Here is a 19,727-nt window from a genome sequence, read left to right on the forward strand (position 1 = left end):
GGCGCCGGAAACGATAGAGAGGTAACGAGCCCATGCTCGATGTCCAGGGCCTGCGCAAGGTCTACGACGGGCGGCAGCGCCAGGTCGAGGCGGTGCGCGACCTCACCTTCACCATCGAGGACGGCGACCTGGTCTGCCTGGTCGGCCCCTCCGGCTGCGGCAAGACCACCCTGCTCAAGTGCATGGCCGGGCTGCTGCCGCCGACCTCCGGCGAGGTCCGGCTGCGCGGTAGGCCGATCACCGGGCCGCCGCCCGGCATGGCGGTCGTCTTCCAGGAGTACGGGCGCAGTCTGTTCCCGTGGATGAGCGTGCGGGACAACGTCGAGCTGCCGCTGCGGCAGAAGCGCATCGCCCGGGGCAAGCGCCGGGAACTGGTCGACGAGGCGCTGGCCGCCGTCGGTCTGGCCGACACCCACAACGCCTATCCGTGGCAGCTGTCCGGCGGCATGCAGCAGCGGGTGGCGATCGCCCGCGCGGTCGCGTACCAGCCGGATGTGCTGTTGATGGACGAGCCGTTCGCGGCGGTCGACGCCCAGACCCGCGCGGACCTGGAGGACCTGATCCGCCAGCTGTGGCAGCGGCTCGGGGTGACCATCCTGTTCGTCACCCACGACATCGACGAGGCGGTCTACCTGGGGCAGCGGGTGCTGATCCTGTCCTCGTCGCCGACCGTGGTGCAGGAGAGCCTGCGGATCGACCTGCCGGACGACCGCGACCAGCTGCACACCCGCGCCGAGCCGCGCTTCACCCAGCTGCGCGGGCACGTCTACGAGCAGATCCAGGCGGCCAAGCGGGGGCAGCGACCACCCGCCCAGGCCGGCCGGCCCTGACCCTTTCCGCCCTTCCGAGGAGGACCGAGATGCCCGTCGCCTATCTCGTCGCCGGGGTGCGTACGCCGTTCGGCCGCTACGCCGGGGCGCTCGCCCCGGTGCGTCCGGACGACCTGGCCGCCCACGTGATCCGCGAACTCGTCGCCCGGCACCCCTCGGTCGACTGGGACGCCGTCGACGACGTGGTGCTCGGCTGCGCCAACCAGGCCGGCGAGGACAACCGCAACGTGGCCCGGATGGCGGCGCTGTTGGCCGGCCTGCCGACCGGGACCAGCGGCACCACGGTGAACCGGCTCTGCGGTTCCGGGCTGGACGCGGTGGCGATCGCCGCCCGTTCGGTGGTAGCCGGCGAGGCGGACCTGGTTGTCGCCGGCGGGGTGGAGAGCATGAGCCGGGCGCCGTTCGTGCTGCCGAAGGCGGCCACGGCGTACGCGCGCACCGCGGAGATCCACGACACCACGATCGGCTGGCGGTTGGTCAACCCGCTGATGCGGGCCGGCTGGGGCACCGACTCGATGCCGGAGACGGCGGAGAACGTGGCCGCCGAGTACGGCGTGGATCGGGCCGCGCAGGACGCCTTCGCGCTGCGGTCCCAGCAGCGGGCCGCCCAGGCCCAGGCGAGCGGCCGACTGGCCACCGAGATCGTGCCGGTCGAGGTGCCGCAGGGCCGTAAGGGCACGGTGACCGTGTCGGTCGACGAACACCCCCGGCAGACTTCGCTGGAGAAGCTGGCTGCTCTGCCGACGCCGTTCCGCTCCGGCGGTACGGTGACCGCCGGCAACTCCTCCGGGGTCAACGACGGCGCGGTCGCGCTGCTGGTGGCCAGTGACGCCGCCATCCGGCGGTACGGACTCACCCCGCTGGCCCGGGTGGCCGGCGCCGCCACCGCCGGCGTCGAGCCCCGGGTGATGGGCATCGGGCCGGTACCGGCCACCCGTCGGTTGCTCGGTCGACAGGGTGTCAAAATGTCCGAAGTGGATGTTGTGGAGCTCAACGAGGCGTTCGCCGCGCAAGCGGTGGCGGTACTGCGGGAGCTCGGTTTGCCGGCCGACGCGGAGCATGTCAACCCGAACGGTGGGGCGATCGCCCTCGGGCACCCGCTCGGGGCCAGCGGGGCGCGGCTGGCCCTGACCGCAGCGCTGGAGCTGGGGGCCCGCGACGCAGACCGGGCGCTCTGCACGATGTGCATCGGGGTCGGGCAGGGTATCTCGCTGCTGCTCGAGTCGGCCAGCTGAGATGGTGTCGATCCGGTGGGCGGATCTCGGGCCGGATGAGGGCAATGTCGTGAACCTGCCAACGGTGCACATTCCACCGTCGCGGCGTTAGCATTGGCCGGCGCCCGGTGCGGACGGCTGGTGCCCGTACCGACCCGCCCGTCACGCCTGGGCCGACGTGGACGTCGCGAACGAGCTGGAGGCAGGATGGCGGAGCAGGCCAGTGGAGTCCCGTCCGGAGTCGACCTGAGTCGTCCCAGCGCCGCCCGGGTCTACGACTTCTTCCTCGGTGGGGCCCACAACTTCGAGGTCGACCGTCAACTCGCCGAGCAGATCGCCGCGATGACGCCGCACCTGGCGGAGACCATGAGGGCCGGTCGGGCATTCCTACGCCGCGCCGTGCGGACGCTGCTCGCCGACGGCGTCGACCAGTTCCTGGACATCGGCTCCGGTATCCCGACGGTGGGCAACGTCCACGAGGTGGCCCACGCGGTCAACCCGGCGGCCACCGTGGTCTATGTGGACATCGACCCGGTGGCCGTGGCGCACAGTCGGAGCATCCTGGCCGAGGTGGGCCGGGCCGCCGTCCTGCAGGCCGATCTGCGCGAACCGGAGGCGATCTGCGCCCAGGCCGCCGCGACCGGGCTGGTCGACTTCACCCGGCCGGTCGGCATCCTGCTCGCCGGGGTGGCGCACTTCGTGCCCGACGCCGACGATCCGCAGGGCGTCCTGCGGCGGCTGCGAGCGACCGCGGCGGTCGGCAGCTACCTGGTGATCTCCCACGCCACCTACGAGGACCAGCCACCGGAAGTGCTGGCCGCGCAGCGGTTGTCGGCCCGGACCGACACCGAGATCACGCTGCGCTCGCGAGCCGAGGTGGCCGCGATGTTCGGTGACTTCACCATCGTCGAACCGGGGGTGGTCCACCTGCCACTGTGGCGGCCGGACACCGACGCCGACGTGGACGCCCACCCGGAGCGGTTCGGCGCCTTCGGCGGCGTCGCCCGCCTGGACGCCGCCGCGGTCTGACCATGGCGACGTCCGCGACGGGCGATGGCGGTGCCGATCCCGAGGGCGCGCGACGCTTCGCCCGGGACTGGGCGACCGCCGCCGCCGGGCTCGGCTATCTGCCGTTGAGCCACGCCGAGACCGCCGACATCCTGCACGGGCACACTCTGCGGCTGGCCGCGGCGGTGCTGGCCGGGACGTTCGACGGCCAGGCCGGCCGGGATGTCGGGCGCTGGCTGGTGGAGGGCCACCTGACCGAACCGGCCGTGCTGGGCTGGACCGTCCAGGCCCTCGGCCAGGGCTTCCTGCCGCTGGTGCTACCGCAGCTGGCGACGTCGGCACCGGCCCGGGAACGGATCAGCCACCTGCAGGGCGGGCTCGCCGAGGAGTACGCCCGGGCACTGCGCAACCGGACCTTTGCCCAGCAGTCCAGCATCCGGCAGGCGGCCTGGTCCGCCCGGGACGCGGCCGAGCAGGCGCTGCGGGACAGCGAAGTGCGGTTCCGGGCGGTCTTCACCGGCGCGGCGATCGGCATCGGGCTGGCCGACCTCGACGGGCGGATCATCGACGTCAATCAGGCGTTCGCCGACATGCTCGGCTACACCATCGCGGAACTGCGGGAGATCAACGTCGGGCAGCTGTTCCACCCGGACGACGCGCCCGGCATGTACCAGTTCTACCTCGAACTTATCGAGGGCAAGCACGACCGCGCCCGGGTAGAGAAGCGTTACTACCGCAAGGACGGCGCACCGATCTGGACGGACCTCGCGGTGTCGCTGATCCGCCACGACGACGGCCGACCCCGGTTCACCGTCGCGATGGTCGAGGACATCACCGACCGCTACGAGCTGCAGGAGCGGCTGCGTTTCCAGGCCGAGCACGACCCGCTGACCGGGCTGCCCAACCGGGTGCTCTTCTTCGACCGGCTCGCCCAGGCGTTGGCCGACCCGGACGGACAGGTCGGCGTCTGCTTCCTGGATCTCGACGGGTTCAAGTCGATCAACGACGGGCTCGGTCACGACATCGGCGACCAACTGCTCGCCGTGGTGGCGCGGCGGCTCGCCGGCAGCGCCGCCGACGCCGGGCACCTGGTCGCCCGGATGGGCGGCGACGAGTTCGTGATCCTGGTGACCCGTTGCACCGGCACGCCGCAACTGGTCGGTGTCGCCCAGTCCGCCCAGTCCGCGCTGGCCGCACCGATCCAGGTCGATGGGCACCAGCTGACCGTCTCGGCGAGCATTGGGGTCGTCGCCTCGCCCACGGCCGGCACCACCCCCACCGAGGTGATGAAGGCCGCCGACACCACGCTGTACTGGGCAAAGGCCGACGGGCGAGGCCGGTGGGCCGTCTTCGACCCGGTACGCGGCGCACGCGACGTCACCCGCTCGGCGCTCGCCGCCGCACTGCCGGCCGCGCTGGACCGTGGCGAGTTCGTCGTCGAGTACCAGCCGATCACCCGGCTGTCCGACCGGACGGTGGCCGCCGTCGAAGCGCTGGTCCGCTGGCAGCATCCGATGCTCGGCCGGCTCGGGCCGGACCGGTTCGTCGCCCTCGCCGAGGAGACCGGGCTGATCGTCAGGCTCGGCCGGTGGGTGCTGGAACAGGCGTGCCGGCAGGCGAGCCGGTGGCGGGCCGAGCACCCGCAGGCCCCGATCGTGGTCAGCGTCAACATCTCCGCCCGCCAGGTCAGTGATCCGCAGCTCGTCGGGGAGGTGGCCGGGGCGCTCACCCGGACCGGTCTGCCACCGGAGCTGCTGCAGCTGGAGCTGACCGAGAGCGCGGTGATGGCCTCCGGCGGTGAGCCGCTGCCGGCGCTGCGCCGGCTGGCGGGGCTCGGCGTCCGGTTGGCCATCGACGACTTCGGCACCGGCTACTCCAACCTCGCCTACCTGCGGCGGATGCCGATCCACGTGCTCAAACTCGCCGGTCCCTTCGTAGAAGGGATGCGGGTCGCCGGTCCGGAGGGCGACCGCGACGAGCGGATCGTTGACGCGCTGGTCCGGCTGGCCCACGCGCTCAACCTGACGGTCACCGCCGAGGCGGTGGAGACCGGTGAGCAGGCGGACCGGCTGGTGGCCCTCGGCTGCGACCAGGCTCAGGGCTGGCACTTCGGCCGTCCGGTGCCGGCCGGGGAGATCACCGAGCGGTTGTCGCGTGGCCCGGATCGACCCGCAGCCGGACAGTGAGGTCGACGGCCCCGTCGTGGGCGAGCCGGTCGGCCGTGTCCCGGCCGAACCGCACCAGATCCGGCACGGGTACGCCGTACGGCCGCTGCCCGGCGTACGGCGCGATCCGGTCCGCGGCCCTGGCCAGCAGCCGCGCCGCACCGGCCAGGTTGCCCCGTCGCGCATGGGTGAGCCCGACCGCCAGCTGCGCCAGCCCGCGCCAGAACTCCCGCTCCACCGGCGGGGCCGCCTTCCAGGCCGACTCCAGCACCTCGTGGGCGTGGAACGGCCGGCCGGCGTCGAGCAGCCGCTGCGCCTCGTCGAGCGCGTCGTGCGGGGTGAGCACCAGGTCGTCGGGCATGGTCGGTACGCCCGACGCGCCCGGCGGCAACGGCCGACCCAGCTCGTCGCGCGGCCGGGCGTTGCGTGGCCGTCCCGCGGGGTCGCGGTCCCGCTCTGGACGGTGGTCACCTGGCGACAGACGGGCCATCGGTCAACAGTAGTGCGGGCGACGGGGCCGGCTGGTCAACGGGTACCGGCCACCGGCAGCTCGCCGAACCTGACGTCGCCTTCGCGTACCAGGTCCGCTGGCAGCCGGGTACCCCAGCGCGGATCGAGGACGACGGCGAGGGTCTCCTGGCCGGTCAACGCCGTCGGTAGTGGTGTGCTCCGGGCCGGGCCTCCTCCGCAACGGGCCAGATCCAGCCGGATCAGTAGGCCGTCGGCTCGGTGGTACCGCACGGAGCGGCCACCGAGGCAGGTGCCGGCGCCATCGTCGAAGATGACCGTGCCGCCGCCGGCCAGTGGGTAGCAGATCTGGCCGGCGGCGCAGCCTGCCGCCAGTGCTTCCTCCGACAACTGGTCGGGCGACACCGAGAACCGGATCAGCAGGGGCCCGTCTCCCCGGTCCAGCTGCAGCTGCACCGCCACCGCGCCGGCCGACCCGGCCGGGTCGACCTTGGCGTACCCGCTTGTCCGGCCGGCCGGCAGCAGCCGGGTGAGCAGTTCCACCGCGCCCGCCGCGGTGGCCGGTGCGGTGGTGCCGGCGGCGACCGGCGGTATGTCGAGATCCCACACCTCAGCGACCGGACAGTTGGCCACCTCGGTGGGCGCGGCCGGCAGCGCGGTGACGGTGGACGAGCTGCCGTTGACGTCACATCCGGGTCGGACCGTCGGCTCCCCGGCGGCCGGCGGCACAGGTTCGATGCTCGTCGCCTCGGCCAGATCCGCGCCGGGGGTGACCGACCAGGCCGGTGCCACCGGCTGACCGACGCCCGGCGCACCGACGTCGGCCGGTGCGCCGTCCGGCACCGGCAGCCCGCCCCCCACCACCGCCGGAACCAGCAGGACGGCGCCCGTCGCCAATGCGGCGGCGATTCCGATGCCGGCGGCCCGTCGGTTGCGGCGCTGCCGCCCCAGGCGTACCGACTCGGCGACCAGATCCCCGATCGGTGGGGCCGGCCGGGCGGCCAGCTCCTGTTCCAGCAGCCGCCTCATCTCACCTGCCACGGTGACCGCCTCTCCGGTGCCGCTGGCCATGTCTGTCGGCGCCGGCGCGGCGCCCGTACCCGGCATGACGTCCCGGCCAGGCGGTCCGGTGACAGACAGCGCCGCAACCAGAGCGGGCCGGCGACCTCCCCGGGCGGGTCGCCGGCCCGGCCGCCCGACCTGGTACCCCACCGTCCAGATCCGGCGGAACCGACCCTGGCCACCCCGCAGCTCAGCTGATGTTCTTCGACCAGCATCCATGATCTGCCAGCCTTCTCCTGACCGCCCGGTCGACCACACGTTACGTTCGAGCGGCGCCGGGGTAGGAGGCGACCCACGCCGCATGACTGGGCCCGGCCCGGCCGGCGGGCGTGGCGGGGCTCCGCAGGTGGACGCGGTGGCGGCGGCCGGGTGACGGGTTCGACGAGCGAGGGTGGCCAGCGATGACAGAGGGCGAGCGGTCGGTCGGCGCACCGATGGTGCCGGCTCCTCGACCGGCCGTCCCTGCCTTGCTCGCCGCGGCCCTCGGCCGGGCCGGCGAGACCAACCGGCTGATCCGGGAGCGCGACTGGAGCCGCAGCCCGCTCGGCGCGCTGGGCAGCTGGCCGGCCAGCCTGTGCCAGGCGGTCGGCATGATGCTCTCGTCGCAGGCCCAGATCGTGCTCTACTGGGGGCCGCAGCTGCGCGCCTTCTACAACGACGCCTACCTGCCCACGATCGGCGCCAAGCATCCGGCCGCCCTGGGCGAGCCCGCCGCCGAGCACTGGTCGGAGCTGTGGGACGTGCTGGAGCCGCTGTTCACCGGGGTGGTCGAGAGCGGGACCGCCTACCGCGGCACCGATCATCCGTTCCTGCTCGAACGGCACGGCTTCCTCGAGCAGACCTACTTCGACGTCTCCTACGACCCGCTGCTGGTCGAGGACGGCAGCGTCGGGGGTGTTTTCTGCATCGTCAGTGAGACCACCGGGCGGGTGCTCGGCGAGCGTCGGATCCGTACCCTCGCCGGGCTGGGTAGTCGGTTGTCCGATCTGCAGAGCCAGGCCGACCTACGCCGTGGTGTGCTGGAGGTACTCGACACCTGCCACGATGACATCCCGTTCGCCCTGCTCTACCTCGGATCGGATGCGGACTCCGCGCGACTGGCCGGCTGCACCGGCGTCGCGACGCAGACCGTCATCGCGCCGACGCAGCCGAGCCCGGGCGACGCCCCGGCCGCGCTGTTGGACGCCCTGCGTGGCGGTACCGTACAGACCGCCCGGGCGGCGGACTTCGTCGCCGCACCACCGGACGCCGCAGCACCGGAGGTGCTCGTCCTGCCGATCTGCGCGGCGACCGACCCGGTCGGTGCGCTCGTCCTCGGCCACAGCCGGCACCTGCCGTTCACCAGTGACTACCGCGACTTCCTCGACCTGATCACCACCCAGATCTCCAGCGCGGTCAGCCAGCAGCGGGCCTATCTGCACGAGCGGGCCCGAGCCGCCGAACTCGCCGTGATCGACCAGGCCAAGACCGACTTCTTCGCCAACGTCAGTCACGAGTTCCGGACCCCCCTGACGTTGCTGCTCGGCCCGATCGAGGACCAGCTTGCCGACGCGGGCCTGCCGGTGGCACACCGCGAGCGGGCCGAGATGATGCACCGCAACGCCCTTCGCCTGCTCAAGCTGGTCAACACCGTGTTGGACTTCTCCCGGCTGGAATCCGGCCGGGCGCGGGCAGCGCTGCAGCCGGTCGACCTGGCCGACTTGACGAACCGGTTGGCCAGCACGTTCCGCTCGGCTGCCCAGCGGGCCGGGCTGGACCTGGTCGTACAGTGCCCGCCGCTGCCCGGGACCGTGCAGGTTGACCCGGACCTGTGGGAAAAGATCGTCCTGAACCTGCTGTCCAACGCGGTGAAGTTCACCTTCGACGGCACCATCACCGTGCGGTTACGGGCGCTCGGCACGTCGGTCGAGCTGGCTGTCGCCGACACCGGGGTCGGTATCCCCGCCGCCGACCTGCCGCATCTGTTCGAGCGGTTTCACCGGGTGGCCGGCACCCGGGCCCGCAGCCACGAAGGCACCGGGATCGGGCTGGCGCTGGTCCGGGAGCTTGTTCAGCTGCACGGCGGGGCCGTCGCGGTCCGCAGCGAACCGGGTCAGGGCAGTGTCTTCACCGTCGAGATCCCGGTCGGCGTCGGGCCGACCCCGCCGGCCGGCCCGGTCGCCGATCCGGCGACCGGCGAGGACTCCGAGCGGCCGGCCGGGCGCGACGAGGTCGGCGACACCAGACAGCTGTACCTGGCCGAGACGCAGCGGTGGAGCGTCGGGCCGGCGCGGGAGGTGACCGAGCAGCCACGGGTCGACCAGTCCGTCGGGCGGATCCTGGTGGCCGACGACAACGCCGACCTGCGCGACCACGTGACCCGGTTGCTGGCACCGCACTGGCAGGTGGTCGCAGCGGCCGACGGTGCCGCGGCGCTTGCCCTCGCCACCCGTACCCCCTTCGATCTGATCCTGACCGACGTGATGATGCCGGAACTGGACGGTTTCGGCCTGGTCACCGCGTTGCGCGCGGACCGGCGGACGCGGCATGTGCCGATCGTCGTGCTCTCCGCCCGGGCCGGGCCCGAGGCCGCCGTGCTAGGGCTGTCCGCTGGCGCCGACGACTACCTGGTGAAGCCGTTCGCCGCGCAGGAGCTCGTCGCCAGGGTGCGGGCCAACGTCGAGCTGGGTCAGCTGCGGGGCCGGATCATCCACCAGCTGCGGGCCCTCGCCGACGCCGCCGTCGCGGTCAACACCGCACAGACCACCAGCGAGGTGCTGCGGGTCGCGGTCGAACACGTGCAGCGGCTGGTCCGGGCGTCGAAGGTGGTCGCCACCGCACCGGGTGCCCGCTACGAGGCGGACGGCGGCGGCCAGCCCTCCGCCCACCCGGCGACGGTCACCCCGTTCATCGGCGCCGACGGGGAACGGCTCGGCGAGTTGTCGGTCTGGCCGTTCGACGGCGTCGGCGCCGACCCGGACATCGACGAGGCGGCGCTGGCGGAGTTCGCCCGGATGGTCGGGCTGCGGCTGGGCAATGCCCGGCTGTACGAGGCGGAGCACCGCATCGCCAGCACCCTGCAGCACAGCCTGCTGCCCCAGACGCTGCCCAGGGTGCCCGGCGCGCTGATCGCCAGCCGCTACCTGCCCGGCAACGCCGAGGCTGAGGTCGGCGGCGACTGGTACGACGTGGTGGAGGTCGGCGGCGGTCGGCTGGTCCTGGTGATCGGCGACGTGGTCGGCAAGGGTGTGAACGCGGCGGCCACCATGGGTCAGCTGCGTAACGCGCTGCGGGCGTACCTGCTGGAGGGCTTCTCGCCCGGTGACGCCCTCACCCGGCTGAATCGGCTGGTCACGACGATGGGCCGGCGTTCCCTTGCCACCGTGCTCTGCCTGTGGCTCGAGCCGTCCAGCGGTGTGCTGCGGTACGCCAGTGCCGGCCATCCGCCACCGGTGGTGGTTGACGGCGCAACGGCCGAGCTGCTGCACGAGCGGGCGCTCGGCCCGCCGATCGGGGCGATCCGGGACAGCCGCTACGACACGGCGACCGATCGGCTCGACATCGGCAGCCGACTGATCTGCTACACGGACGGGCTGATCGAGGACCGCACCAGGGGCATCGACGCCGGGCTGGACCAGGTCCGGGCCGACGCCCGAGCCGGCGGCGATCACGTCGAGGAGATCGCCGACCGGCTGCTGCGCCGGGTGGCCCGCCGGCCACGTCGCGACGACGTCGCGGTGCTGGTGCTGGAGGCGACCGAGCTGGACCGCCTCAGGATGCGGCTGCCGGCGCAGGCGCGGGCACTGGCGCTGCTGCGTCGACGGCTGGCGGACTTCTTCGCCGCGCACCGGATCGGCGACACCGACCAGTTCGATCTGACGGTGGCGATCTCCGAGGCGGCGGCCAACGCGATAGAGCACCCGGTCACCCCGGCGCAGCCGGACATCTGGCTGGAGGTTGGTATCGACGGGGACCACCTGGTCGCCAGCGTCCGGGACAGCGGCGGTTGGCGGGAGGACTCCGACATCGGGTTCCGGGGTCGGGGACTGGCGTTGATCGCCGCCCTGGCCGAACTGCGGATCGACCGGGACGGGCAGGGCAGCGAGGTCACGTTGCGCCGTCGACTGGATCCCCGACCGGATCCCTCCTGACCGCCCGGACCGGGCCGCCGGTCGGTGTCAGTCGGCGGCCAGCCACGGCTGCCCGCCGAGGCCGGAGATGTCCAGGACCCGGCGGACCTGCCGGGACGGCAGCACCGTCAACGCCTGCGGGTAGTGGTCGGTGAGCTGGAGCAGCGCGTGGATGGCCGCCGAGTCGAAGAACGAGACCGTACGCAGATCGAGGGTCACCTTGCCGGCGTCCTCGTGGATCGCGGCCCGGTACATGCGATCGGCGGTGGCCATGTCCACCTCGCCGGTGACAGTGACGGTCAGACGGTCACCGTCCAGGTCACTGGTGGCGGAGAAGTGCTGCTCCTGACCCTGCTGATTCACGAACGTTAAGATGGCACAACTGTGCGGATCCGGCAAGATTCGGCGGTAAAAGGTCGACTGCCCAGCGTGATGGTGGTGGCCCGGTCGCCGGCCGGTTGGGTCGGCACCGACGGCGCTAGGCTGGACGCATGACCTCCGTCCGCGCTCCGCTGACCCCTGGAAAGATCTCGCCGTGGCGGCCGGTGCCGGCGCACATCACCCGGCCGGAGTACGTCGGTCGCAAGCAGCCCGCGCCCTGGCGGGGCTCGCACGTGCAGTCCCCGGAGACGATCGAGCGGATGCGGGTGGCGGGTCGGCTCGCCGCCCGGGCCGTGCAGCTCGCCGGTGAGCACTGCAAACCAGGGGTGACCACCGACGAGATCGACGCGGTGGTGCACGACTTCCTCTGTGACAACGGCGCCTATCCGTCGACCCTGGGCTACAAGGGGTTCCCCAAATCCTGCTGCACCAGCCTCAATGAGGTCGTCTGCCACGGCATCCCCGACTCCACGGTGCTGGCCGACGGCGACATCGCCAACGTCGACGTGACCGCCTACATCGGCGGGGTGCACGGCGACACCGACGCGACCTTCTGCGTCGGCGAGGTCTCCCAGGAGGCCCAACTGCTGGTCGAGCGGACCCACGAGGCGATGATGCGGGGCATCCGGGCGGTGGCCCCGGGGCGGCAGATCAACGTGATCGGCCGGGTGATCGAGTCCTACGCCCGTCGGTTCGGCTACGGCGTGGTACGCGACTTCACCGGCCACGGCATCGGTGAGGCGTTCCACAGCGGGCTGTACGTTCCGCACTACGACAGTCCACGACCCACGGACGTGATGGAACCGGGAATGACGTTCACCGTCGAGCCGATGATCACGCTCGGCACGCACGAGTACGACATGTGGCGGGACGGCTGGACGGTGGTCACCAAGGACCGCCGGTGGACCGCCCAGTTCGAGCACACGATCGTGGTCACCGAGGACGGCTTCGAGATCCTCACCCTGCCCTGACCGGACCGGGGCCCAGCAGACTGGTCTCACAGTGGTCGAGCCAGCGGATCTCCGCCTCCGCCCGGAACAGCATCGCGTCGAGCACCAGCCGGCCGACGCGGTCGACGTCGGCCGACCTCGCTCGGGCACGGGTCAGCTCCCGTACCGCGTCCAGGGTCGCCGCCCGTTGCGCCGCGACCACCCCGCGTACGTCCGCCCGGGGTGTGCTCAGCGCGAGGGCGATCTTCACCGTCAGCTCGTCGCGGCCTTGGCCGACGCGGCCCACCGGGCTGCTGAACCAGCCGGCCAGCGCGTCCCGGCCGGCGTCGGTGATGGCGAACGGTCGCTGCCCGGCCGCGTTGCCCGCCAGCGCGTGCACCAGCCCGTCGCGTTCCAGCCTGCTGAGCGTGGTGTACACCTGACCGATGTTGAGCGGCCACGCCCCGCCGGTGGCCTCCTCGAAGGCGGCCCGGAGCTGGTACCCGTGCATCGGGCCCCGGTCGAGCAGCGCGAGCAGCCCGTGGCGGATCGACATGCCAGCTGAGTATGCATACCGGGTAGGTGGGCGGCAACCGGGATCATGAATTGCGGTTCCGGTCGCGGGATTTCCGGTCGCGCGTCAGCCTCGCTTCAGCCGGGCCGGCCCGGCCAGGTCGGTACGGCCGGTGTGACGCCGGCCGCCTGTCGCCAGCGGGTCGCGCGGACCGCGTACTCGATCAGGACGGTGAGGGCCGCCTCACGGTCCGCGCCGGAGGTGACCGGCAGCACCGCCCGCCAGACGGCGGCGGCCCGCTCCTCCACCTCGGCGGCCAACCGCAGGGCGCTGGTCGTGTCGGTGACCGGGAACGGCAGCTGATAGGCCGGGTCGACCGGCGGTGCGGCGGCGCCGATCCGCAGGATCAGCTGGTCGCGCCGGTCCCGGTGGGCGGCCTCGGCGTCCCGGGCCCGGCCAGCGGCGTCGCCGTCGAGCTGGACCCCGAGTACGCCGTAGGCGAAGATCGCCGCGTACTCGGCGGCGAGTGCCTGCTCCCACCCGTCAGCCACGGTCTCTGCTCCTTCTGATCCGGTGATGCACGCTCAACGCAGCACCTCAAGGTGGCAGGTGCGGGCGGCGGCGATCGAGCCCAGTAGTGCGGCCCGGTCGGCAGCGGCGGTGTGGCACGCGGCTGCGGCCTCGGTTGCGGCAGCCTCCTCCGCGGACCGCAACGCGGTGAGTACGGCGGCCCGGTCGCCCGGCGGGGCCGAGGTGCCGGGCCCCGGTACGGCCGTGCCCGGGTCGGTGGGTTGGCCGCCGGGGGCGGCGGTCGTCGGGGCCGGTAGGGCGATCCCGGTCAGCCGGCTGAGCTCCTCGGCGTGCGCCCGGTGGGTGGCGACGACCGGGGTCAGCAGCGGGCCGAGTCCGGCCGCCGTGGTCATCGCGGCGTCGTAGCGACCTACCAGCTCCAGCGTGGCGGCGAGCAGGCCGGCGAGTGGATCCGGCTCCGGTTCGGGCTCCGGCTCACCGCCGAGCAGGCCGCATCCGGCCAGCCCGGCCGGGACGGCGAGGGCGACGGCCGCTCCGACGGCACCCCGGATCACTCCGCGTCGGCTGCAGCCGCTGGCCGCAGAGGTGGCCGGGTGCGCGATCCTGCCGATCGCCCGCCGGCCTGGTTGGTTCGCGAACACCGGACCAGTCAACACCATCGACGCCGCGTTCGGTCCGCGCCTCCCGGGATCGGCCCGGCCGGAGCCTATCCGGAAAGTTCTGTACTCGCGACTCAGTGTGGTCGTCGCTGTCCCGGGTGGCTACCCGTATCCGCGTGCGGTCGGGTGTCCGGTTTCCTCGGTGCGCCGGGGGGTCGATCGCCTCGGCCGCGCGTTACGCTCTGCCCAGTCGCGTCGGAGTAACATCCGGCGGCACCGCTGGTGTCGCGTCGAGCGGCCAACGAAGAAGATAACGGTGGAAGGGTGCGGAGATGACACAGCGTGACCGCGCTGGTGGCAGGTCACCCGGTTCCCGCGCCCGTCGGGCCGCCGCCACGCGGCCCCGTCCGGACGGCACGCAACGGCCCCAGGTCGCAACTGCGGCCCGGCGTGACCGGTTGCGTGCGATCGTCGAGCCAGTGGTCCGGGCTGCCGGCTTCGACCTGGAGGACGTCTCGGTCTCCCGGGTGGGTCGTCGATACCTGGTCCGGGTGATCGTCGACGCCGACGGCGGCGTCGGGCTCGACTCGGTGGCCGAGGTGTCCCGCGCGGTCTCGGTGGCCCTGGACGAGGCCGAGTCGGTGGCCGGCGCGGAGCTGATCGTCGGCGAGTACCAGCTCGAGGTCAGTTCCCCCGGCGTGGACCGGCCGCTGCGGTTGTCCCGGCACTGGCGCCGCAACGCCGGCCGGCTGGTGCGGGTGACCGTGGCCCAGCGCCAGGTGACCGGCCGGATCGTCACGGCCGACGATGAGTCGGTGGAGCTGGACGTCGACGGTGACGTGCAGCGGTGGCCCTACGACGACCTCGGCCCCGGGCGGGTCCAGGTGGAGTTCAACCGCCTCGACGAGGTCGTCGACGACGACCCGGCGGATGTCGACGACCCGTCCGACGACGACGAAGTGGAGGACGAGGAGAGGTGAACATCGACCTCGCGGCGCTGCGCGCACTGGAGCGCGAGCGGGAGATCCCGTTCGACACGATTCTCGCGGCTATCGAGGCCGCGCTGCTGACCGCGTACCGGCACACCGAGGGCGCGCAGACCCATGCCCGGGTCGAGATCGACCGGCGCAGTGGGATGGCGCTGGTCTACGCCCAGGATCTCGACGCCGAGGGCGCGGTGCTGCGCGAGTGGGACGACACCCCGCACGATTTCGGGCGGATCGCCGCGATGACCGCCAAACAGGTGATTCTGCAGCGGTTGCGGGAAGCAACCGACGAAGTTCACTTCGGGGAGTACGCCGGGCGCGACGGTGACCTCGTCACCGGGGTGATCCAGGCCCATGAGGCCCGCACCGAGAAGGGGATCGTCACCGTCGACCTGGGCAAGTTGGAGGCAGTGCTGCCGGCCGCCGAGCAGGTGCCGGGTGAGACCTACCCGCACGGCCAGCGGATCCGGTGCGTGGTGGTGCACGTGGCCAAAGGGTTCCGGGGGCCGCAGATCACCCTGTCCCGTTCTCACCCCAATCTGGTCAAGCGGCTGTTCGCGCTGGAGGTCCCGGAGATCGCCGACGGCACCGTGGAGATCGCGGCGATCGCCCGGGAAGCGGGCCACCGGACCAAGATCGCGGTACGGTCGACCGCTTCCGGGGTCAACGCCAAGGGTGCCTGTATCGGTCCGATGGGCCAGCGGGTGCGGGCGGTGATGAGCGAACTGCACGGCGAGAAGATCGACATCATCGACTGGTCCGACGACCCGGCCGCCTTCGTGGGTAACGCGCTGTCGCCGGCGAAGGCGTTGCGGGTCGAGGTGGTCGACGCGGCCACCCGTACCGCCCGGGTGACGGTGCCGGACTTTCAACTTTCGCTGGCCATCGGCAGGGAGGGGCAGAATGCCCGGCTTGCTGCCCGATTGACCGGCTGGCGGATCGACATCCGACCGGACACCGAGGCCGGTTCCGCTGGTCGGGATCCGGCTCCGGAACCGGGCGGCGCGGTCTCTGGCGCGTCGGGGTAGACTTTTCTCGTGGTACGACGTGCGTTGCCGGTGCGCACCTGTGTGGGCTGCCGACGACGTGCACCGGTTCACGAGCTGCTACGGGTTGTCGTAGTCGCAGGCGAGGACGTGTCGCGCCTGCGACCTGATCCGATCCGTGGTTTGCCGGGGCGGGGTGCGCACCTGCATCCCGGTCCGGCATGTCTGGAGCTGGCACAGCGGCGTCGCGCCTTCGGGCGGGCGCTGCGGGTGTCCGGTGTCGTTGACACCGGCGAGCTGGCCGAGTACATCAGCACGTCAACCGCTACGTCCGGTCATCCGGCCGGACGAGGGTCGCACAGCAAGGTAGGACGACCGACATGAGCACACGATGAAGTCCCAGCAATGAGCAGGCTTCTAGTGCACGAGTGAGGTCGCTGCGGGTGCTGCCCGCACGACCTCGGAGTGAGGAGTGCAGTGGCAGGCAAGGCCCGCGTACACGAGCTCGCCAAAGAGCTCGGGGTCGAAAGCAAGACCGTTCTCGCCAAACTCAAGGAGATGGGCGAGTTCGTGAAATCCGCGTCGAGCACGGTGGAAGCACCGGTCGCCCGACGCCTCCGTGGTGCGTTCGCGGCGGCGTCCCAGTCGTCGTCACCGTCGGCACCGGCCCGGCCGGCCGCGGCGCCGACGAACAGCACCGAGCCGAGAGTCTCCGCCAAGCCGGCGCCACCGCGCCGGCCGGCGGCGCCGTCGTCGATGCGCCCCAAGGCCCCGGTGCCCGGTCCGCCGCCGTCGGCGGCCCCGGTGGCCAAGCCAGCGAGCGCGCACGACATCGAGGTGGCCGCCGCCGAGGCGCGGGCGGCAGCGCTCAAGGCCGAGCAGGAGGCCAACGTCAAGGCCGCCCAGCAGGCGGCGAAGCAGCGGGACACCGGCCGGCGGGAGCCCCCGGCGGACGGCGGTCCCCGACCCAAGCCCGGACCAGGGTCGGTGCCGCCGCGTCCAGGTAGCCCGGCAGCCGGTCGCTCGACCGGCGGTCGGCCGTCGACGCCCGGTGCGCCATCGTCGGGGGCACCCGGTCGGCCGGGTGCCCGCCCGCCGGCGCGGGGCGGCAACAACCCGTTCGGCATCAGCCAGGGTGGTGGGCAGCGACCCGCCGCCGGTGGTGGGCAGCGGCCCAACCCGGCGTCGATGCCACCGCGGCCGAGCCCGGCGTCGATGCCACCGCGGCCGAGTCCGGCGTCGATGCCGTCGCAGCGCCCGGGTCGCCCGGGTGGTCCCGGCGGCGCCGGCCGACCCGGTGGTCCCGGTGGCGGCCGTGGCGGCGGTGGCGGCGGTTACCGTGGCGGCCCTGGTGGCGGCGGCGGTGGCGGCGGTTACCGTGGCGGCCCTGGTGGCGGCGGCGGTGGCGGCGGTTACCGTGGCGGCCCTGGTGGCGGCGGCGGTGGCTTCCGCGGTGGCGCCCCTGCCGGCGGCGGGGGTCGGCCCGGTGGTGGCGGCCGTGGCCGTGGTGGCGGCACCGCAGGTGCCTTCGGGCGGCCGGGTGGGCGCCCGACCAGGGGCCGCAAGTCCAAGAAGCAGCGCAGACAGGAATTCGACAACCTCTCCGCGCCGACGATGAGTTCCGGCGCGCCGCGTGGCCAGGGTCAGGCGGTACGGCTGTCGCGTGGGGCGTCGCTGTCGGACTTCGCTGACAAGATCAACGCCAATCCGGGGTCGCTGGTCCAGGAGATGTTCAACCTGGGCGAGATGGTCACCGCCACCCAGTCCTGCTCGGACGAGACGCTGCAGTTGTTGGGTGAGCACCTCGGGTTCAACGTGCAGATCGTCAGCCCGGAGGACGAGGACCGCGAACTGCTCGCGCAGTTCAACATCGACCTCGATGCCGAGGTGGACTCCGACCGGCTGGTCACCCGACCGCCGGTGGTGACCGTGATGGGTCACGTCGACCACGGTAAGACCAAGCTGCTCGATGCGATTCGGCAGACCAACCTGGTCGAGGGCGAGGCCGGCGGCATCACCCAGCACATCGGTGCCTACCAGGTGCACGTGCCGCACGACGGGGTGGACCGCGCGTTGACCTTCATCGACACCCCGGGTCACGAGGCGTTCACCGCCATGCGTGCCCGTGGTGCGCAGGTCACCGACATCGTGGTGCTGGTGGTTGCGGCCGACGACGGAGTCATGCCACAGACCATCGAGGCGCTGAACCACGCCAAGGCGGCCGACGTGCCGATCGTGGTCGCGGTCAACAAGATCGACAAGCCGGAGGCCAACCCGGACAAGGTTCGCCAGCAGTTGACCGAGTACGGTCTGGTCGCCGAGGAGTACGGCGGCGAGACCATGTTCGTCAACGTGGCGGCCAAGCCCGGCACCGGCATCGACCAGTTGCTGGAGGCGGTGCTGCTGACCGCCGACGCTGCGCTCGAGCTCACCGCTCCGGTCGACGGCCCGGCGCAGGGCATCGCGATCGAGGCGCACCTGGACAAGGGCCGGGGCGCGGTGGCGACCGTACTGGTGCAGAAGGGCACCCTGCGTACCGGCGACTCGATCGTGGCGGGCGGCGCGCACGGCCGGGTCCGGGCCATGCTGGACGAGAACGGCAACCAGGTCGCCGAGGCGGGTCCGGCCCGTCCGGTGCTGGTGCTCGGTCTCACCGCAGTACCCAGCGCGGGTGACACGTTCCTCGCCGCGCAGGACGACCGGACGGTGCGGCAGATCGCCGAGCAGCGACAGGCACGGCGGCGGGCGGCGAGCTTTGCCAACTCCCGCGGCCGGGCGACGCTGGAGACGCTCATGGAGCAGATCAAGGAGGGCGAGAAGACGTCGCTCAACCTGATCCTCAAGGGCGATGTCTCCGGCTCGGTCGAGGCGTTGGAGGACGCGCTGTTCAAGCTCGACATCCCGGACGAGGTCCAGCTGCGGATCCTGGACCGGGGTGTGGGTGCGATCACCGAGAGCAACGTGATGCTCGCGAGCGCGTCCGCCGAGGCGGCGACGATCATCGGCTTCAACGTCCGGGCCTCCAACAAGGTCCGGGAGATCGCCGACCGCGAAGGCGTCGAGATCCGGTACTACACCGTCATCTATCAGGCCATCGAGGAGATCGACGCGGCGCTCAAGGGCCTGCTCAAGCCGGAGTTCGAGGAGGTCGAGCTGGGCAGCGCGGAGATCCGCGACGTGTTCCGTTCGTCCAAGATCGGCAACATCGCCGGCTGCATGGTCCGGTCGGGCATCATTCGACGCAACGCCAAGGCCCGGCTGCTGCGCGACGGCGCGGTGGTGGCGGACAACGTCACCATCAGCTCGCTCAAGCGCTTCAAGGACGACGCGACCGAGGTCCGGGAGGGCTTCGAATGCGGTCTGACCCTGGGGAACTACAACAACATCCAGGTGGGCGACATCATCGAGACCTTCGAGATGCGGGAGAAGGTACGTACCTGATCCGCTCGGCGTAGGGCTCGCAGCACGCCGACGGGCGGTCGGCAACCGGGTGCGCTTCACCGGTTGCCGACCGCTTGCTCGCGTCGGTGCCGCCTGGCGGTACCGCCTGCCGATCGCCGGTCGGCGTCGGGTGCCGGCCGAGTCCGCCGCTGACCGCGTATTCTTCGGGACGATGTTCACCGGAACCGCCACCTTCGACATGCTGCTGCCGGGCGACTCCCAGTCGCTGAAGGCGAAACGCTCCTACGTACGCCCGATCGTCGCCGCGCTGCGCCGCTTCGAGGTCTCCGCCGCCGAGGTCGGCGCGCTCGACCGGTACGGCCGGGCGGAGATCGCGGTGGCGGTGGTCGCGGCCGACGCGGCGCACGTACGTGAGGTACTTGACAACTGTGAACGGATGGTGACCGGTCGGCCCGAGATCGAGCTGCTCTCCGTCCGGCGCCGGCTCTACGGCGCCGACGACTGATCCACGACACCGACTGGTCCGGCACGCACGCGCACCGA

The 19,727-nt window shown here is 72.3% G+C and carries 17 protein-coding genes; 11 read left to right on the plus strand and 6 right to left on the minus strand.

Features of this window, described 5'->3' with window-relative positions:
• The first annotated feature begins 32 nt into the window (after positions 1-32).
• The 4 genes from O7610_RS01410 to O7610_RS01425 all read left to right on the plus strand — a co-directional run bounded on the left by O7610_RS01410 (position 33) and on the right by O7610_RS01425 (position 5,238).
• Entirely contained in the window at positions 33-830 is a 798-nt protein-coding gene (locus tag O7610_RS01410) for an ABC transporter ATP-binding protein (protein ID WP_281553958.1), read from the plus strand.
• 29 nt (positions 831-859) lie between these two features.
• Entirely contained in the window at positions 860-2,065 is a 1,206-nt protein-coding gene (pcaF, locus tag O7610_RS01415) for a 3-oxoadipyl-CoA thiolase (RefSeq protein ID WP_281553959.1), read from the plus strand.
• Between the two features lie 186 nt (positions 2,066-2,251).
• Positions 2,252-3,073 (plus strand): SAM-dependent methyltransferase, encoded by an 822-nt coding sequence (locus tag O7610_RS01420; protein WP_281553960.1) that lies wholly within the window; start codon positions 2,252-2,254, stop codon positions 3,071-3,073.
• Between the two features lie 2 nt (positions 3,074-3,075).
• Positions 3,076-5,238: a putative bifunctional diguanylate cyclase/phosphodiesterase gene (locus O7610_RS01425; RefSeq protein ID WP_289212498.1), complete on the plus strand. Its 2,163-nt coding sequence runs from the start codon at positions 3,076-3,078 to the stop codon at positions 5,236-5,238.
• On the opposite strand, the gene O7610_RS01430 is transcribed toward O7610_RS01425, so the two are convergent.
• Positions 5,189-5,707 (minus strand): DUF309 domain-containing protein, encoded by a 519-nt coding sequence (locus O7610_RS01430; protein WP_281553962.1) that lies wholly within the window; start codon positions 5,705-5,707, stop codon positions 5,189-5,191. The genes O7610_RS01425 and O7610_RS01430 overlap by 50 nt on opposite strands.
• A gap of 35 nt (positions 5,708-5,742) precedes the next feature.
• Complete coding sequence (locus O7610_RS01435; RefSeq protein ID WP_289212499.1) at positions 5,743-6,726, minus strand: hypothetical protein; 984 nt, start codon at positions 6,724-6,726, stop codon at positions 5,743-5,745.
• Between the two features lie 422 nt (positions 6,727-7,148).
• On the opposite strand from O7610_RS01435, the gene O7610_RS01440 reads away from it, so the two are divergent.
• Complete coding sequence (locus O7610_RS01440) at positions 7,149-10,877, plus strand: SpoIIE family protein phosphatase (RefSeq protein ID WP_289212500.1); 3,729 nt, start codon at positions 7,149-7,151, stop codon at positions 10,875-10,877.
• Positions 10,878-10,904: 27 nt separating this feature from the next.
• On the opposite strand, the gene O7610_RS01445 is transcribed toward O7610_RS01440, so the two are convergent.
• Positions 10,905-11,219: an STAS domain-containing protein gene (locus O7610_RS01445; RefSeq protein ID WP_281553965.1), complete on the minus strand. Its 315-nt coding sequence runs from the start codon at positions 11,217-11,219 to the stop codon at positions 10,905-10,907.
• 128 nt (positions 11,220-11,347) lie between these two features.
• On the opposite strand from O7610_RS01445, the gene map reads away from it, so the two are divergent.
• Positions 11,348-12,208 carry a type I methionyl aminopeptidase gene (gene map, locus O7610_RS01450; protein ID WP_281553966.1) on the plus strand — a complete coding sequence of 287 codons (861 nt, stop codon included), beginning with the start codon at positions 11,348-11,350 and terminating at the stop codon, positions 12,206-12,208.
• On the opposite strand, the gene O7610_RS01455 is transcribed toward map, so the two are convergent.
• The 3 genes from O7610_RS01455 to O7610_RS01465 all read right to left on the minus strand — a co-directional run bounded on the left by O7610_RS01455 (position 12,195) and on the right by O7610_RS01465 (position 13,852).
• The gene (locus O7610_RS01455; RefSeq protein ID WP_281553967.1) at positions 12,195-12,722 is read right to left on the minus strand and encodes a PadR family transcriptional regulator; all 528 of its coding nucleotides are present in this window, start codon (positions 12,720-12,722) and stop codon (positions 12,195-12,197) included. The genes map and O7610_RS01455 overlap by 14 nt on opposite strands.
• Positions 12,723-12,817: 95 nt before the next feature.
• A complete protein-coding gene (locus tag O7610_RS01460; RefSeq protein WP_281553968.1) occupies positions 12,818-13,231 on the minus strand; it encodes a ferritin-like domain-containing protein in 414 nt (137 codons plus the stop codon).
• A gap of 33 nt (positions 13,232-13,264) precedes the next feature.
• Positions 13,265-13,852 (minus strand): hypothetical protein, encoded by a 588-nt coding sequence (locus O7610_RS01465; protein WP_348650095.1) that lies wholly within the window; start codon positions 13,850-13,852, stop codon positions 13,265-13,267.
• 290 nt (positions 13,853-14,142) lie between these two features.
• On the opposite strand from O7610_RS01465, the gene rimP reads away from it, so the two are divergent.
• From rimP to O7610_RS01490, 5 genes are all read left to right on the plus strand, one after another.
• A complete protein-coding gene (gene rimP / locus O7610_RS01470) occupies positions 14,143-14,790 on the plus strand; it encodes a ribosome maturation factor RimP (RefSeq protein ID WP_281553969.1) in 648 nt (215 codons plus the stop codon).
• Positions 14,787-15,824 (plus strand): transcription termination factor NusA, encoded by a 1,038-nt coding sequence (gene nusA / locus O7610_RS01475; protein ID WP_278167954.1) that lies wholly within the window; start codon positions 14,787-14,789, stop codon positions 15,822-15,824. Before rimP ends, nusA begins: the two co-directional genes overlap by 4 nt.
• Before the next feature lie 42 nt (positions 15,825-15,866).
• On the plus strand, positions 15,867-16,166 hold the full coding sequence (locus tag O7610_RS01480) for a YlxR family protein (protein WP_281555502.1): 300 nt from the start codon (positions 15,867-15,869) through the stop codon (positions 16,164-16,166).
• 93 nt (positions 16,167-16,259) lie between these two features.
• Positions 16,260-19,223 (plus strand): translation initiation factor IF-2, encoded by a 2,964-nt coding sequence (infB, locus tag O7610_RS01485; RefSeq protein ID WP_281553970.1) that lies wholly within the window; start codon positions 16,260-16,262, stop codon positions 19,221-19,223.
• Between the two features lie 172 nt (positions 19,224-19,395).
• Positions 19,396-19,689: a DUF503 domain-containing protein gene (locus O7610_RS01490; protein ID WP_281553971.1), complete on the plus strand. Its 294-nt coding sequence runs from the start codon at positions 19,396-19,398 to the stop codon at positions 19,687-19,689.
• Positions 19,690-19,727: the final 38 nt, after the last annotated feature.

Source organism: Solwaraspora sp. WMMA2065, assembly GCF_030345075.1.
GTDB lineage: Bacteria > Actinomycetota > Actinomycetes > Mycobacteriales > Micromonosporaceae > Micromonospora_E.

Coding starts and splice junctions, on each gene's coding strand:
- map (WP_281553966.1), top strand. CDS start 11,348: ATGACCTCCGTCCGCGCTCCGCTGACCCCTGGAAAGATCTCGCCGTGG.
- rimP (WP_281553969.1), top strand. CDS start 14,143: ATGACACAGCGTGACCGCGCTGGTGGCAGGTCACCCGGTTCCCGCGCC.
- O7610_RS01410 (WP_281553958.1), top strand. CDS start 33: ATGCTCGATGTCCAGGGCCTGCGCAAGGTCTACGACGGGCGGCAGCGC.
- O7610_RS01420 (WP_281553960.1), top strand. CDS start 2,252: ATGGCGGAGCAGGCCAGTGGAGTCCCGTCCGGAGTCGACCTGAGTCGT.
- pcaF (WP_281553959.1), top strand. CDS start 860: ATGCCCGTCGCCTATCTCGTCGCCGGGGTGCGTACGCCGTTCGGCCGC.
- O7610_RS01455 (WP_281553967.1), bottom strand. CDS start 12,722: ATGTCGATCCGCCACGGGCTGCTCGCGCTGCTCGACCGGGGCCCGATG.
- O7610_RS01425 (WP_289212498.1), top strand. CDS start 3,076: ATGGCGACGTCCGCGACGGGCGATGGCGGTGCCGATCCCGAGGGCGCG.
- O7610_RS01440 (WP_289212500.1), top strand. CDS start 7,149: ATGACAGAGGGCGAGCGGTCGGTCGGCGCACCGATGGTGCCGGCTCCT.
- O7610_RS01490 (WP_281553971.1), top strand. CDS start 19,396: ATGTTCACCGGAACCGCCACCTTCGACATGCTGCTGCCGGGCGACTCC.
- O7610_RS01430 (WP_281553962.1), bottom strand. CDS start 5,707: ATGGCCCGTCTGTCGCCAGGTGACCACCGTCCAGAGCGGGACCGCGAC.